This is a genomic window from Rhodospirillaceae bacterium, from assembly GCA_018662005.1.
In the GTDB taxonomy this organism is placed as follows: Bacteria; Pseudomonadota; Alphaproteobacteria; order Rhodospirillales; family JABHCV01; genus JACNJU01.
Genome location: JABJHA010000002.1, coordinates 204,313 through 218,019 on the forward strand (window position 1 = coordinate 204,313; position 13,707 = coordinate 218,019).

At 51.5% G+C, this 13,707-nt stretch carries 11 protein-coding genes; 8 read left to right on the forward strand and 3 right to left on the reverse strand.

Annotated features, from left to right (window positions below):
* Window positions 1-151 precede the first annotated feature (151 nt).
* A complete protein-coding gene (locus HOL66_00910) occupies window positions 152-922 on the forward strand; it encodes a sulfite exporter TauE/SafE family protein (GenBank protein MBT5242784.1) in 771 nt (256 codons plus the stop codon).
* Window positions 923-1,371: 449 nt separating this feature from the next.
* On the opposite strand, the gene HOL66_00915 is transcribed toward HOL66_00910, so the two are convergent.
* On the reverse strand, window positions 1,372-1,731 hold the full coding sequence (locus tag HOL66_00915) for a cupin domain-containing protein (protein ID MBT5242785.1): 360 nt from the start codon (window positions 1,729-1,731) through the stop codon (window positions 1,372-1,374).
* Between the two features lie 41 nt (window positions 1,732-1,772).
* Complete coding sequence (locus HOL66_00920) at window positions 1,773-2,105, reverse strand: hypothetical protein (GenBank protein MBT5242786.1); 333 nt, start codon at window positions 2,103-2,105, stop codon at window positions 1,773-1,775.
* Between the two features lie 457 nt (window positions 2,106-2,562).
* On the opposite strand from HOL66_00920, the gene HOL66_00925 reads away from it, so the two are divergent.
* The 7 genes from HOL66_00925 to HOL66_00955 all read left to right on the forward strand — a co-directional run bounded on the left by HOL66_00925 (window position 2,563) and on the right by HOL66_00955 (window position 12,225).
* Window positions 2,563-3,180 carry a helix-turn-helix domain-containing protein gene (locus HOL66_00925; GenBank protein MBT5242787.1) on the forward strand — a complete coding sequence of 206 codons (618 nt, stop codon included), beginning with the start codon at window positions 2,563-2,565 and terminating at the stop codon, window positions 3,178-3,180.
* 123 nt (window positions 3,181-3,303) lie between these two features.
* Entirely contained in the window at window positions 3,304-4,215 is a 912-nt protein-coding gene (locus tag HOL66_00930; GenBank protein MBT5242788.1) for an amidophosphoribosyltransferase, read from the forward strand.
* Window positions 4,197-6,155 carry a glutamate synthase gene (locus tag HOL66_00935; protein MBT5242789.1) on the forward strand — a complete coding sequence of 653 codons (1,959 nt, stop codon included), beginning with the start codon at window positions 4,197-4,199 and terminating at the stop codon, window positions 6,153-6,155. Before HOL66_00930 ends, HOL66_00935 begins: the two co-directional genes overlap by 19 nt.
* Window positions 6,156-8,690, forward strand: a complete 2,535-nt coding sequence (locus tag HOL66_00940) for an FAD-dependent oxidoreductase (GenBank protein MBT5242790.1) — start codon at window positions 6,156-6,158, stop codon at window positions 8,688-8,690.
* A gap of 100 nt (window positions 8,691-8,790) precedes the next feature.
* The gene (gene glnT, locus HOL66_00945) at window positions 8,791-10,098 is read left to right on the forward strand and encodes a type III glutamate--ammonia ligase (protein MBT5242791.1); all 1,308 of its coding nucleotides are present in this window, start codon (window positions 8,791-8,793) and stop codon (window positions 10,096-10,098) included.
* Between the two features lie 488 nt (window positions 10,099-10,586).
* Complete coding sequence (locus tag HOL66_00950; protein ID MBT5242792.1) at window positions 10,587-11,336, forward strand: cytochrome c; 750 nt, start codon at window positions 10,587-10,589, stop codon at window positions 11,334-11,336.
* Between the two features lie 157 nt (window positions 11,337-11,493).
* Window positions 11,494-12,225 carry a Crp/Fnr family transcriptional regulator gene (locus tag HOL66_00955; protein MBT5242793.1) on the forward strand — a complete coding sequence of 244 codons (732 nt, stop codon included), beginning with the start codon at window positions 11,494-11,496 and terminating at the stop codon, window positions 12,223-12,225.
* A 1,027-nt stretch (window positions 12,226-13,252) separates the two neighbouring features.
* Here the strand turns inward: HOL66_00955 and HOL66_00960 are convergent.
* Window positions 13,253-13,666: an acyl-CoA thioesterase gene (locus HOL66_00960; protein MBT5242794.1), complete on the reverse strand. Its 414-nt coding sequence runs from the start codon at window positions 13,664-13,666 to the stop codon at window positions 13,253-13,255.
* Window positions 13,667-13,707: the final 41 nt, after the last annotated feature.

Here is a 13,707-nt window from a genome sequence, read left to right on the forward strand (position 1 = left end):
GGGTGGCCGGGAGGGCTTCCTCAACATGCCATTAAATACAGGTTGGAAATGTACAAATGGCGACACGAGATTTCAACCTTTAAATTAGCCGTGCCTAATATTATTATGGTTGACGACGCTGAAGGTTATCTGAACACGGGCGAAAGCAAACATGGGTGAAAGCCAAGTCATGGATTTATTGGCGGCCGGCTTTTTTATATGCCGGGCCAGTGCCGTTGATAATTCCGCTACGCTGATGAGTCTGTTTCTGGCCGGCCTTGCCGGAAGCGGGGCCCATTGCATCGGCATGTGCGGCCCGATTGTCTTGTCGCAGGTGACGTCGCGCCTTGAGGGCATTCCGGCTTCCTCCATGGTCGAGATGAACCGCCTGAGCGGTGCGGCGCTGGTTCCTTATCATTTTGGCAGAATGACCACCTACGCCGCCTTGGGCGGGATTGCCGCCTCGCTCTCCGGAGGCATTATCGCTATCAGCGGCCTTCGCTTTCTCGCCGGAGTCCTGCTTGGCTTTGCGGGATTGTTCTTTCTTGGCTATGCGGGGCGCACCCTGGGGATTGCTATGCCCGGTTTCGGTGCCAGCAGCGGCAAAAGCAAGGCGGCGGCCATGCTTGGGGGCCATATTCGCCCCTTGTTTCGGAAACCCGTCGGCTGGAGAGGCTACTTGCTCGGCGTCGCCCTGGGCTTCCTCCCATGCGGCTTGCTGTATGGGGCGCTGGCCGCGGCGTCATCGACCGCCGATCCCATCGCCGGCGTTTTCGGCATGGTGGCGTTCGCCCTCGGAACGGTGCCCGCCCTTACCGTCGTCGGGATTAGCGGTCATATCGCGGCCGGGCGTTGGAACGCATGGATGGTTTGGGTAGCGCCGATCCTACTTTTGGTCAACGGCTTCTTCCTACTGATATTGGCAGGGGGAATGATGATATGAACCCGTTTCAATATAATATCCGCAGCTGGCTATTATCGGACTCATTTCCAACCCATGGTTTGGATCCTGAAAGGAGTCTCCAGAGACTTTTCGATATTTCCTGCCATTTCGTCTCTTTTCCGCCGTCTCTGCACAAAACAAATGCCGCCAAGGCCCCCGCAACCGCGAGGTTTGGGGCGATTCATGGTCTGGCTGTGGGTTCGTGTGAGAAAGAGTGGTGGTGGACGCAGCCTGGAGCGAACCCGTCTCTGTTCGAATTCCGTGATAAACAGGGAAAATACAGGGAAAGATAATCTTTGTTCAGGGAATGCTAACGTCCGTTTAGCAACGCATAACGGACTAACTTTATGGCTGTCATGGAAGTCTGCTTTTGACCCATAGCGGACGTTCTTACTGTCAAATACCGACTGTCCGCTATCGGCCATCAACGGAAGTTTTGACATGGCAAATCAATAGTAGGTGACGTCTCCGTCGTGACCACCGCTGGGAGGTGAATACACGTCGATAAAGATCACTGGTTTCTCGCCCAGTATCTCCCCGCCGTGAGACACACTGGAGGGTGCAAACCACATGTCGCCTGGGCCGACTTCACGAACTTCGTCACCCACGGTGAGACGCATGTGACCCTGAATTACGACACTCGTCTGCTCGTAGGGGTGGGAGTGAAGCGGATAACTGCTGCCGGGTTCGAACTTGACCCAGTGGAGCTCCTGGTGCGTGCCAGCAGCTAACATGGTGTGCCAAACCTGCATTTCGGGAAAGTACTCCGCTGCTGCTTCAGCTGCGGTCAAAGGAACAATATTGGACATGATCTACCTCTAGCGGCTTTAGGACGTAATCGTTTTGTCATTCAAAGCAAATCCTGCCAACAGATGAAGATAGGATCTTGCACTTTCTTGTATACGTCATTGTGCGATGATTCGCCTGGCTCGACATGCTTCTTGATATATGCGTATGCGGCGTCAACTTGAGTTTGGTTTCTAAAGGACATGATCACAAAATACTCGTGCTGGCGCTCGTTATCAGTATCCATTGGCGTGTCCGGCTGGCGGCGGCCGATGGCACCACTGTCTTCAACCAAATCAATGCTTTTCATGTAATCGACGAAATCAACATATGCGCTACGGAATGCGTCCATATCTTCGCCGAGTTTGAGATTAAAACACGAGAGCATGTGGAACATTGGTTGCATTACCTCTTCATTGGCTTTTTCTTGATGGATCCAAAGTTAATATAGGTGAGATTTTGCTGTTTGCCGATTATTACACGCCCATGTTTGGCGTAGGTATTGATGTCGGCTTGGGACCCATTGCGGACATTCTGGTGGACTGCCCTAAAATGGTCTTTCTGAATATTTAGGCAATTTAGCAGTCAAATGGAGAACAAGTTTCGCCTATCCGTATTCGGCGTCAGTGTAACAACCTTGTGGTAATTTCTTGAAAATACTGTTTCCGAAGAGAGACAGAAATCAAAAATCACTTAATGTGATAGACCTCAACGTCTTTAGCAAAAGAACACGGGCCCGGTAATCATCGCTAAACGGGAATGAACAGGGCGCTGTAACGTGTTGCCTTTGTGCGTGTTTCAAATACACTCAAGAATTCCTTGCAACGTATAACACGGGGAAGGGCAGGAAGTTCATGCAGCAAAATCCTCACGGATACGGGGCCTCACTTGAAAACAATCTGGAAGTTGCCATCGGCCGACAGGCCCGGGCCTTTCGCAAAAACCTGGGTATGACGGTTGTCGAAGTTTCCCGCTTGGCCAACTTATCGCCCGGGATGTTGTCTAAAATTGAACACGGGCAAACATCACCGTCCTTGTCGACGTTGCAAAATCTTGCCAAGGCCCTGAACGTTCCGGTTACCTCCTTGTTCCGACAATTCGAGGAAGAACGTGATGCCAGTTTCGTCAAGGCCGGGGAAGGAATCGAGATTGAACGTCGCGGCACTCGTGCGGGGCATCATTATCGCCTGCTTGGCCACACTGTCGGCGGCACGCTCAACGTCGAGCCGTATCTGATTACGTTGAGCAAGGAATCCGACGTCTTTCCGATTTTTCAACACGCCGGGGTCGAATTTGTCCATCTTCTGGAGGGTGCGCTTGATTACCGGCACGGTGATCAGATTTATTCAATGACACCCGGTGATTCACTTTTTTTCGATGCCGATGCCCCACACGGCCCGGAAAACCTTACAAAATTACCAATTAAGTTCCTGTCCATCATCAGCTATCCAAGTGGCGAAAGCACCGACTGAGCCTCTTATCCATTATTTTTGTGAATAAGGTGGAATTTTCCTCCCAAGAACATTATTTTCTTAGCATTGATTTCCTGATGGTTCTTCGCTAAACCGAAGACCACCAAAATTGAGGGCTGAAAGATGTGCGGTATTGCTGGCATTATGTATAAAAACGACCTGGGCAAATCACAGGTCGGCAAGGCCCTGATTTCAATGCTGGATGGTTGCCAGCATCGCGGCCCTGATTCCACCGGTTTTGCTCTTTATCATGGACACAAGGAAGATTTGTTGCGGCTGCGCTTCTTCGTTGAAGATGGCCCTGAGGGTGAAAAAACGCTGGAGCGTATCCGCGCCAAGCTGGGCGAATTTCAGGCAGAAGTGGTTGAAGAGGAGCGCATCGGCTCGACCGGTCGCTTCGAAGTCCATTTCAAGGGTAATCTGCAAAAGCTGTCCTACGCCCTGGAACACGTTGCCAAGGTTGTCTCGATTGGCGAAAGCCTGGATATCATCAAGGACATTGGCGGCGCCCATGATGTCGATGATGTTTATTCAGTTGAAAACTTTCAGGGCAGTCACGGCATTGGCCATGTCCGTCTGGCAACTGAATCCGACGTCGCCCCGGAAGCCTCGCACCCGTTCTGGGCCACAGGGTTCGCCGATGTTGCCATTGTTCACAATGGTCAGATCACCAATTACTGGAAAATGCGTCGGCGGCTCGAAAAACGACGTTTTGAATTCAACACGGACAATGACAGCGAACTGATCGCTGTTTATCTGGCCGACAAACTATCCCAAGGGTACAAACTGGCCGATGCGCTGAAGACATCGATTGACGACATGGACGGCACGTTTTCTTTTCTGGTTTCAACCAAAGGGGAAATCGGTTTCGCCAAGGACCATCTGGCGGCCAAGCCAATGGTCATGTTTGAGAGCAATGAGTTGATTGCAATCGCTTCGGAAGAAGTCTCACTTAATAAATTGTTTCCGGGCGAAGCATTAAGCACGTCGGAACCACCGCCGGGGACATACGGTACATGGCAACGATCGATTTAGCGGCGACTTCTGTCCGCCAAGCCAACGAACAAATACGAAATTTTGGAACCCAGGGTGAAGATGTAGAAGTCATCAACCCGGATGCCCGCCATCACATCGGGGTTGGGCTTGTCCATAACATCAAAGTCAAGATACGTGGATCGGCGGGTTATTTTTGCGCCGGGTTGACGGATGGTTGCCGCGTTGAAATTGATAATAATGTCGGCTGGGGACTGGCCGATAACATGCTGGGTGGTTGTGCCATCGTGCGTGGAAACGCCAGTGCCATCGCCGCCGTTGCCATGCGCGGCGGTGAAGTCGTCGTTCACGGCAATATCGGCTCACGTGCCGGTCAAGTGATGAAAGAAGGCACCTTACTGGCCGCCGGCAATGCAAATTTCATGGCCGGATACATGATGTACGGCGGGCGCATAATCATCCTGGGAAATTCCGGTGAAAAACTGGGCCAGGACATGACCGGTGGTGACATTTACGTCGGCGGCAAGATTGATTCCCTTGGCACTGACGCCCAACAGATCGATTTACCGGGTGAAGAAGAAGACTCGATCCGGGAATTTCTGGAGCACTACCAAATACCTTTTAAAGGCGGTTTTCAGAAGGTCGTTAATGCGGGTGAGAAACTGCGCTACGACAGGACCGAACCACGGGTTCGTAATGTTCCGTTTTTTGTTGCTTCAGGAAAATCCGATTACTGGAATGAAAAAGTACAGGAAGACATTCACGTAAAATCTGTCATTGGCCGCTACCGTATTCGTGGTTACGGGACGACGCGGGCGTTGCCGCACCTTTCCGACATCGCTTTTAAAAGAGATCTTTCGACCATCAAGGCCGACGCCGATGTCGTTAGAAAGGTTAATTTGGCGACCGAAGTCGGTGGTCGAAATGGCGGCAAACCTATTTCGCTAAGCATGCCGGTGATGATCGCCCCGATGAGCTACGGCGCGCTGTCAAAATCGACAAAACTTGCCCTCGCCATAGCCTCGAAAAAATCCGGCATATCGGAAAATACCGGCGAAGGCGGCATGATTGACAAACAACGCGAGGTTGCCGATCAACTGATCTACCAGTGCCTGTCGGGAAGACTGGGTTGGAATATTCACGACATGCAGCGCGCTGACGGCCTTGAGATTTATATCTCTCAAGGGGCCAAGCCTGGCTTGGGCGGCCAATTAATGGCCAAGAAGGTGACCAAAGAAATAGCAACTATTCGCGGCATCCCCGAAGGCATTGATTTGCGTTCGCCATCGCGTCATCCTGATGTTCTGGGGGCCGACGATCTGGTCATTAAAATTGAGGAATTCCGCGAGGCGACTGGCTACCGGGTACCGGTGTCAGTCAAGTTGGGAGCCGGTCGCGTTCGCGACGACATTAAGATCGCCTGGAAGGACGGTTTTGATTTTGTCGAACTGGACGGCTTGCAGGGCTCAACCGGTGCTGCCGGAAATGAAGTCCTGGAATACGTTGGCATTCCTACTCTTTCAGCCATTCAGGAAACCATGGATTCACTGGACGAGGTCGGTGGTCGCGAGGATATGCCGATAGTCCTTATGGGTGGCGTCAAAGATGGCGTCGATGCGGCCAAGGCGATTGCTTTGGGTGCTCATGCTGTTGCGGTTGGAACGGCGGCCATAATCGCGGGCGGCTGTATTGCCTGCCTGCAATGTCATGTCGGTCAATGTGTGGTTGGTATTGCCACACAGGACCCGGAACACGAAAAACGCTACGATACCGATGCTGAGGCTGAGCACATTCACAAGTTCCTGGAATCAGTGCGCTGGCAAATAGCGGCTATCGCTGATGCCCATGGCTACAAGGAGATTCACCAGTTAGGCCGTGATGATCTGGTTGCCCTAACACCGGAAGCGGCTGAAATCACCCGCCTTCCTTACGCCCCTGAATATCGCCAAAACGACAAAAACATGCGTAAGGATGCGCTCTAGATGGATAACGTATACAACCTTGATCGCATTAATCCGCCATGCGCGCCAGCTGGTTCCGAAGACGATACCGGTGACCCTCATTTTGTACCCGCGCCCTGCCAGGTAGCCTGTCCGGTCGGCACCGATGCGCCGTCCTACATCGCCCATATCTGGGACGGCAAAATAGAACAGGCTTTTGAAGCCATCACAGCGACAAATCCTTTCAGTTCTATCTGCGGGCGTGTCTGCGACGCACCTTGTGAACCGGCATGCCGTCGTGCCGACAGCGACGGGCCGATCGCCATCCGAAACCTGAAGCGATACGTTATGGAAAAACTGGGCCGCGATCACCATTTGCCACCGCTCAAGGTCTCTCGCAGTGAGAGTATCGCCATCGTCGGAGGCGGTCCGGCAGGATTAACGGCGGCTCAGGATTTGGCCGAGGCAGGGTTCGCGGTTCATATTTATGAAATGACCGACCGTTTGGGCGGCATGATGGTCTGGGGTATACCCGCCTTCCGGCTGCCGCCCGGCACCGTAGAGGAGGATCTGGAGCGCATGCTCAAGCGCTGTCCGGGGATCGAAGTTCATTTGAAAACCGGGCTGGGTGAAGGCGGCGTGACGCTGGACGAATTAAAAGACAAACACGATGCCGTGTTGCTGACGATTGGTGCCTGGTGGGGCAAGTCCATGGACATACCGGGTGCCGAAAACGAGCGGGTTATTGATGGCGTGGAATTCTTACGTCGCATCAATAGTGGTGAGCGACCTGAACTGCCGGATACTGTATTAGTGATCGGCGGTGGGGACGTTGCCATGGATGCCTGCCGCGCCGCCAAGCGCCTGAACGGTGGTAAGACCGTCAAGGTTCTTTACCGGCGTGGGCCGGATGAAATTCCCGCCCGCAAGGAAGAACTTGAAGACGCCATCAGGGAAGGTGTCGAAATTATCTACAACCGGCAACCGGTTGGTGTCGTTGAAGCTGAAGACGGTTTCGCCCTGAGCTGTGTCGAAACCAGTCTTGGCGCGCCCGATGAAGATGGTCGCAGACGTCCTGAAAACATCGCCGGAAGTGAAAGCGATTTTGCTTGCGGTCTTGTTGTCCTTGCCATCGGCCAATCTGCAGAAAGCGTGGAGCTGGACCGATTAGGCCTGATGAACAAGGACCGTATAAATACCGATTGGCAGACCATGACCACCGATGATCCTCGGGTATTCGCCGCCGGTGATGGCGCTTTTGGTGGTTCGACCATTGTCATGGCCATGCAGCATGGCCACCGGGCGGCCTATTACATACGCGCGTTTCTGGATGGTATTTCTGATCCGATGCCCTACCACACACCGTTCAAGACACGGCGGGTGGCGGTTTCGCAGGATCCCAATTGGGAAGTCTTCCCACGAATTGAACAACCTTTTCACGGCCTTGGCGACAAACCGGCGGCATTTCCGGAAATTATGTCCACTTACACCGACGAGGAGGCCCTTAAAGAAGCCGCTCGATGTTATCGCTGTGATGCCGAAACCGGGTCATCCGATTACACGGTTAAATCCCGCGAAGATATTTTCGTCATGGCCCGCACCGAACCCGATGATGCGGTCACGCAACGGGCGATCCTTGAAAAAAGGCTTGCACTGAGAGACGATCCTTTTGGTAAGGATGTGCCAGCTTCATTTGATGATTTGGTGTTTCTGCCAGCAAACCTGTCACGGCTTGTGATTGATCCGTACCGCGACCCCTGCAACGTCTCGACACTTTTATGCGAAACCCTGAACATCGATTCCCCGTTCATTGTCAGCGGCTTTGATGACGCCCCTGATGAGGTCAAGGCGGCCCTTGCTGAAGGATTGCGACAAGGGGGGTCAGCCTATGTGGGGCAGGTTGCGTTGGCCGATGACGTCCCCTGGCTACAGTTGATCGCCGAAGGCGACAAAGCCGATGATCGCGCCGCCGTTCAAATCCATTGCCCTGACGCGGGCAAAGTGACGCGCGTGCGCAAGGCGACCGGCGTTCCTCAAGGGTTAGCGGTGGGCCTAGCCGATCTGGAAACGGCCATTGAGTACGCACTTGAAAACGAATTTGATCTGCTGATGCTTCTTGGCAATGGCCCCATCACCTCGCAATGGCCTGAACTGGCTGGCGGGCCTGATTTAAAGGTCATTCGCGACACACTTGCCACCCTGCGCCGAATGAACCGGGAGGAAGATATCAAAATCGCCTTTTTTGGCGGCATTCGCACCGGCACGGATGGTGCAAAATTGATCAGCCTGGGAGCCAACGTGATGATTGTTGGCCTCGCCATGGCTTTCGCCATGGGGGGCAATCTGGAAGATGGCAGCATCGTCTTCCATTCCAATTACACACCAGAAGACAGGACAGAGGCCGCCACCCTGTTCCTGAAAGCGCTTTCCGGAGAGGCCGCTATTATGGCGCGCTGTACCGGGAAGACCGACGTTCACAACCTGGAGCCGGAAGATTTGCGATCCATCACCTTGCAGACATCAAAATCCACAGGCATTCCGCTTGCCGGTGCCCGGCCAAAAGCGGTGAGCGAATAGGACTTTGGATCTGTTCGGTAACGGGAGAATCCGGTGTCCAGTAAGAACGACAAAGTGTATAAAAAACGACGTCAAATAATTCAGTTTAGGGGAGGTTATAATGGCTAAAAATCTGGCCGAAATTGCAAAAAAACGGAAGATCAAATATTTCCTGATAAGTTTTGTCGATCTTTTCGGGGTGCTTCGGGCCAAACTGGTGCCGGCCCGTGCTATCGCCGGCATGCAAAAGGATGGTGCTGGCTTCGCCGGCTTTGCAGCCTGGCTCGACATGACCCCGGCGCATCCGGACATGTTTGCCATTCCTGATCCTGACAGCCTGATCCAACTTCCCTGGAAACCCGAGGTTGCCTGGTTGGCCAGTGACCTGTGGATGGACGGTAAGCCGGTTGCGGCCTCACCCCGCGTCATGCTGAAAAATCAATTAGCGAAAGCCAGCAAGAAGGGCTATCGCATGAAGGCTGGCGTCGAGTGCGAGTATTTCCTGACCAACCCGGACGGTTCCGCCATTTCCGATGGTTTGGATACTCAGGAAAAACCCTGTTACGACCAAAGCGCCTTAATGCGGCGTTATGACGTGGTTTCCGAAATTTGCGACTGCATGTTGAAACTCGGCTGGAATCCTTATCAAAACGATCATGAAGACGGCAACGGTCAGTTCGAAATGAACTGGGACTATGACGATGCCCTGAAGACAGCCGACAAGCACACCTTCTTCAAATACATGACACGGACAATTGCCGAAAATCATGGTTTTCGTGCGACTTTCATGCCCAAACCGTTCACCAACCTGACCGGCAACGGCTGTCACTCTCACGTTTCGGTTTGGGACAAAGCGGGCAAGAAAAACCTGTTTCTGGACAACAAGGATGAAAACGGCCTGTCAAAGGTGTCCTATAATTTTCTCGGTGGCATCCTTCACAGTGCCACGGCCTTGTGTGCGGTCTTCAATCCGACGGTCAACAGCTACAAGCGTATCAATGCGCCACGCACCATGTCGGGCGCGACTTGGGCACCGAACACCGTAACGTGGACCGGCAATAACCGAACTCACATGATCCGGGTGCCTGAGGCCGGGCGCTTCGAGTTGCGCCTGATGGACGGGGCCACCAACCCCTATTTGGCGCAGGCCTTTATCCTTGCGGCGGGGCTTGACGGTATTGCCAACAAGCGCGATCACGGCAAACGCAGCGATCACAATATGTATGCCGAAGGTTATAAGGTGAAGGATGCCCAAAAACTGCCTCTGAACCTGCTGGATGCGCTACGCCTGACGGAAAAGAGCAAAGTCCTGAAGGACGCATTTGGCGCCGATGTCATTGACAGTTATGTCAAACTGAAGATGGACGAATGGTTAAGTTACTGCAGTTATTTGACTGCCTGGGAACGTCAATACACACTCGATTGTTAGGCTTGGAAACTAAATCGTCATGATCCGTTTTTCCGCATGGAACGTTTTCCTTAATGGCCCTACCGGCCAGCGGAGAAGAGACCATCAATGGGGCTAATAGATCATTACTACGCATCGAGCCCCTGATATTCTGGATAGTCGGCCGTGAGGCTCTGGCTTTGTCGCCAGACGAAGGGGCCGTGCTGGATATTTCCCATTCCAGAACCCATATCCGGATTTCCGGTCCCCAGCTCGCGGATTTGTCTTATCTCTGTGGGAAGTACTGTTGGAGGGGGGCGGTTACAGGATCCTAACCGGAAGTTCGTGAAGCTTTCCAGATGACCTACTAGCAAATTGAAAACCTGTCACTTTCAATTTGGCTTTAATTTCTACTGTATGACATAGATCAACGAAACGGTTCATAAAGGTCCATAGGCTTCTGTCACAATTATAAGAGGGGAAAACCCCCTATTTTTGGCACCTTTTAATATCTGACAGAGGAAAAAATCATGCTCACAGTTCGATTGCTGATTTCGGGATTAATTATTATGGCTTTTGGAATCGTGACGATGCCAATTGCAAAATCAGATGAATTGACGATCAACACCTCCAATCTTACGGACATCCTTGACGGTGGTATGTTGTACGATAACTGGATCTCCGTTCTGGAGGCTGATAAGCCGGGCGCAACACACGCCTTGTGGCCAGCTTCCAACACCAAGAAAAAAGGCGGCACCACATGGCGCTGCAAGTCTTGTCACGGATGGGACTTCATGGGCAAGGACGGCGCCTATGCCAGCGGTTCCTACAAAACGGGAATTAAAGGCATCCGCGCCTCGGCTGGCAAAGCCCCGGCGGAAGTGGCGAAAATGCTCCGCGGTCCGAAACATGGGTACACAGCGGCTATGATACCCGACGCTGCTCTCAATAAAGTCGCCCTTTTCGTCGCCAAAGGGCAATACAGTCTTGATGTATATATCGACCGTGCTAGTAAAAAAGCCAAGGGTAACGTTGCAATAGGCAAGGTCTTTTACGACACCAGTTGCAACCGCTGCCATGGCGACGATGGCAGAGAAATGAACTTTAAGACTCCAGACAAACCCGAATATTTAGGCACCCTTTCCAACGGGAATCCGTGGGAAACCATCAATAAAATAAGGCACGGTCAACCGGACTCGCAAATGCCGGCACTTGGCGCTTTGGGTCTTCAGACCATGGCCGACATTTTGGCCTATCTTCAAACCTTGCCGCTTAAATAGCCGTTCCGTTCTCACATTAGCTTAAACTAGGTATCCGGTCCCTTCGGGGGCCGGTTAGGGAGCGTGATCTATGTCAATGCAAGTGGCAGAAAGAAATGGTTGTTAGGGCGCGCCATAGGCATACCCTTCTCGGCAAGGTGAGCAGGAAAGCTAGTTAATGAAAACCATCAACATTATAGGCAAAGCAGCCTGCCTAACCGGTAGAATGGCTCAAGGCACGGAATGGTCGGTCCTGACGCGGGAAGAAATTGAAATCTTCAATGAGAATGTTATTTGCAGAATCTATGACGCGGGCGAAACCATTTTCTACGAGAGGGATGACTGCAAAGGCCTCTATCTCGTTGAAGATGGGCTGGTCGGGGTCAGGAAAATCGATATAGAGGGGGGGCAGGTTCTCATCCGACTGGCCAATCCTGGAGACACCCTTGGCTATCGCCCTTTGCTGGCCGGAGAGAAACACCGGGCGGGGGCGGATGTCATTCAGCGGGCAAGGATATGTTTCCTGCCGAAAACGATCACGAATCGCTTATTCATCAGCAACCCGGAACTGGGTGCCGGATTCCTTCAACGTACCGCGCAAGCGCTTGGCGCAGCTGATGAGCGATTTTTTGAAACCGTCACCCTGCCAGCCCGGGTTCGCTTCATTCACTTGCTAATGTTAATGAGAAAGAACTACGGCTCAATCATCGAAGACGGGAGTCTTTCTTTGGAACTGCCATTAACGCGCCGGGACATAGCTTCAATGCTGGGAATAAAGGCTGAGTCATTATCGCGTGTTGTCCGTGATATTGAGTCTGAAGGCCTCGCCCATTTTTCCGGCAAACGGATAAAAGTTGCTAATCCAAATTTGCTTCTTGAGGAATTGGATGCCGGTCTTTGCTTGTTGTAGCGTCTGAATCGGACAACGCAATTTCCACCACGCTCTCTAACAATTATTCAATGCCTGCATAGCACCGGAAAACTGCCATTATCTATGAATGACTGATTTTATATTCCAATTTTAATAATCAGGACGAGGATCAGTTTACCTGAATTTTTTTATATTAGAGATTATATAAAATGAAAAAGGGTACGAGAATTATTACTAATATCCACACAAAGGCCAGCCATTTCTCCTTCCAAAAAAGCCATATTTGGGAAATGTCGTATCGTGGCCCCGAATCGGAATCAACATGTTTCATCCGCTCCATCCCTTGTTTAAATTTAGTGACCTAATACTTCTGTAATGTCGAAATTTCCATTTACGTCACAACGCCTGATAACGAATAGGTGAATTTTTTGGATATCCGCCCCTGCCTATGCCAAGCTCATTGCTTGTTTAATTGATTTTTGTAGTCAATAACCGGTAAAATTAGCAGAGACCAAACCGCCAACAATTGATCTATGTTATGATCCTTTTCATTTTGCTGTCGGCGGCTTGCCAACCACTGTTTTCCTATCGACGTCACAATGTCCGCTTCGGGTCAAAAGCAGCCCTAATTATCAGGCATTGTCACATTAACTGGCTGCGATCACAGAGAATCACCACCACCAATTTTCATGTAGCGGCACTCGCGCTTTTCCATACATCTATAGCCTCTGCCCGAAATTGCTTGAAAGTGGTTCTATTGAGAAGATGGCGTTGGACGTAGAAGGTGTTGTATGTGGCGGATTGAATATTGAGAAATTTCTGAAACCACCGCCGAACCGTTTTGCATGAAATATCCAGCCCACGTTCAGCAGGTAAATCCTCAATATCTCGATAACTCAAAGTGAATCGAGCATATAGGCAAATGGCATGACGGATGGCAGTGGGTGGGAAACGGTGACGCTTGAAGGAAATGTTCTGCATCCCAATATGCTACTTTGGTGCAGCACTCAGACGCCAGCCAGTTAAAGTGACAATGCCATTTTAGATGACGTGCCGTATTGTTACATCAGCTAAAATGGGCGCGAATGTTATCGGGGACGGTTTGGGCACGGAAACCACTTGGATGATTATCGTCTGGAACCACCCAGGCTCGGACTTCATGGCCCAAAACGGCTTCAACATCTCCATTGTAAATTTTGTGGCTGACTTTGAACGAGGTATTTCCCCATCTTTCGATACCGCTTTCAACAGTGATGACATCACGGAACCTGGACGGATGCACAAATTTTGAATGAGCGTCGAGTATTGGAATGCCGAGTATACCGCAATCGTCAAACATATGGGACCAATCCAATCCTACAGAAGCAAAAAGTTCTGACGTTCCATTGTCAAACCAGCGGAAAAAATTAGGGTAATAAACAATTTCGCCGGGATCGCAATCGCCAAATTGAACGGTCATTTTAAAGCGGTTTGTTTTCATGTTTTACTCGATCCAATTGTTTTCCACTGAAATATCATCGA

What these genes read in the sequence shown, in the direction of transcription:
- HOL66_00935 (MBT5242789.1), top strand. Translation starts at nt 4,197, where the DNA reads ATGGCAACGATCGATTTAGCGGCGACTTCTGTCCGCCAAGCCAACGAA.
- HOL66_00915 (MBT5242785.1), bottom strand. Translation starts at nt 1,731, where the DNA reads ATGTCCAATATTGTTCCTTTGACCGCAGCTGAAGCAGCAGCGGAGTAC.
- HOL66_00955 (MBT5242793.1), top strand. Translation starts at nt 11,494, where the DNA reads ATGAAAACCATCAACATTATAGGCAAAGCAGCCTGCCTAACCGGTAGA.
- HOL66_00950 (MBT5242792.1), top strand. Translation starts at nt 10,587, where the DNA reads ATGCTCACAGTTCGATTGCTGATTTCGGGATTAATTATTATGGCTTTT.
- HOL66_00910 (MBT5242784.1), top strand. Translation starts at nt 152, where the DNA reads ATGGGTGAAAGCCAAGTCATGGATTTATTGGCGGCCGGCTTTTTTATA.
- HOL66_00925 (MBT5242787.1), top strand. Translation starts at nt 2,563, where the DNA reads ATGCAGCAAAATCCTCACGGATACGGGGCCTCACTTGAAAACAATCTG.
- HOL66_00940 (MBT5242790.1), top strand. Translation starts at nt 6,156, where the DNA reads ATGGATAACGTATACAACCTTGATCGCATTAATCCGCCATGCGCGCCA.
- HOL66_00930 (MBT5242788.1), top strand. Translation starts at nt 3,304, where the DNA reads ATGTGCGGTATTGCTGGCATTATGTATAAAAACGACCTGGGCAAATCA.
- glnT (MBT5242791.1), top strand. Translation starts at nt 8,791, where the DNA reads ATGGCTAAAAATCTGGCCGAAATTGCAAAAAAACGGAAGATCAAATAT.
- HOL66_00960 (MBT5242794.1), bottom strand. Translation starts at nt 13,666, where the DNA reads ATGAAAACAAACCGCTTTAAAATGACCGTTCAATTTGGCGATTGCGAT.
- HOL66_00920 (MBT5242786.1), bottom strand. Translation starts at nt 2,105, where the DNA reads ATGTTCCACATGCTCTCGTGTTTTAATCTCAAACTCGGCGAAGATATG.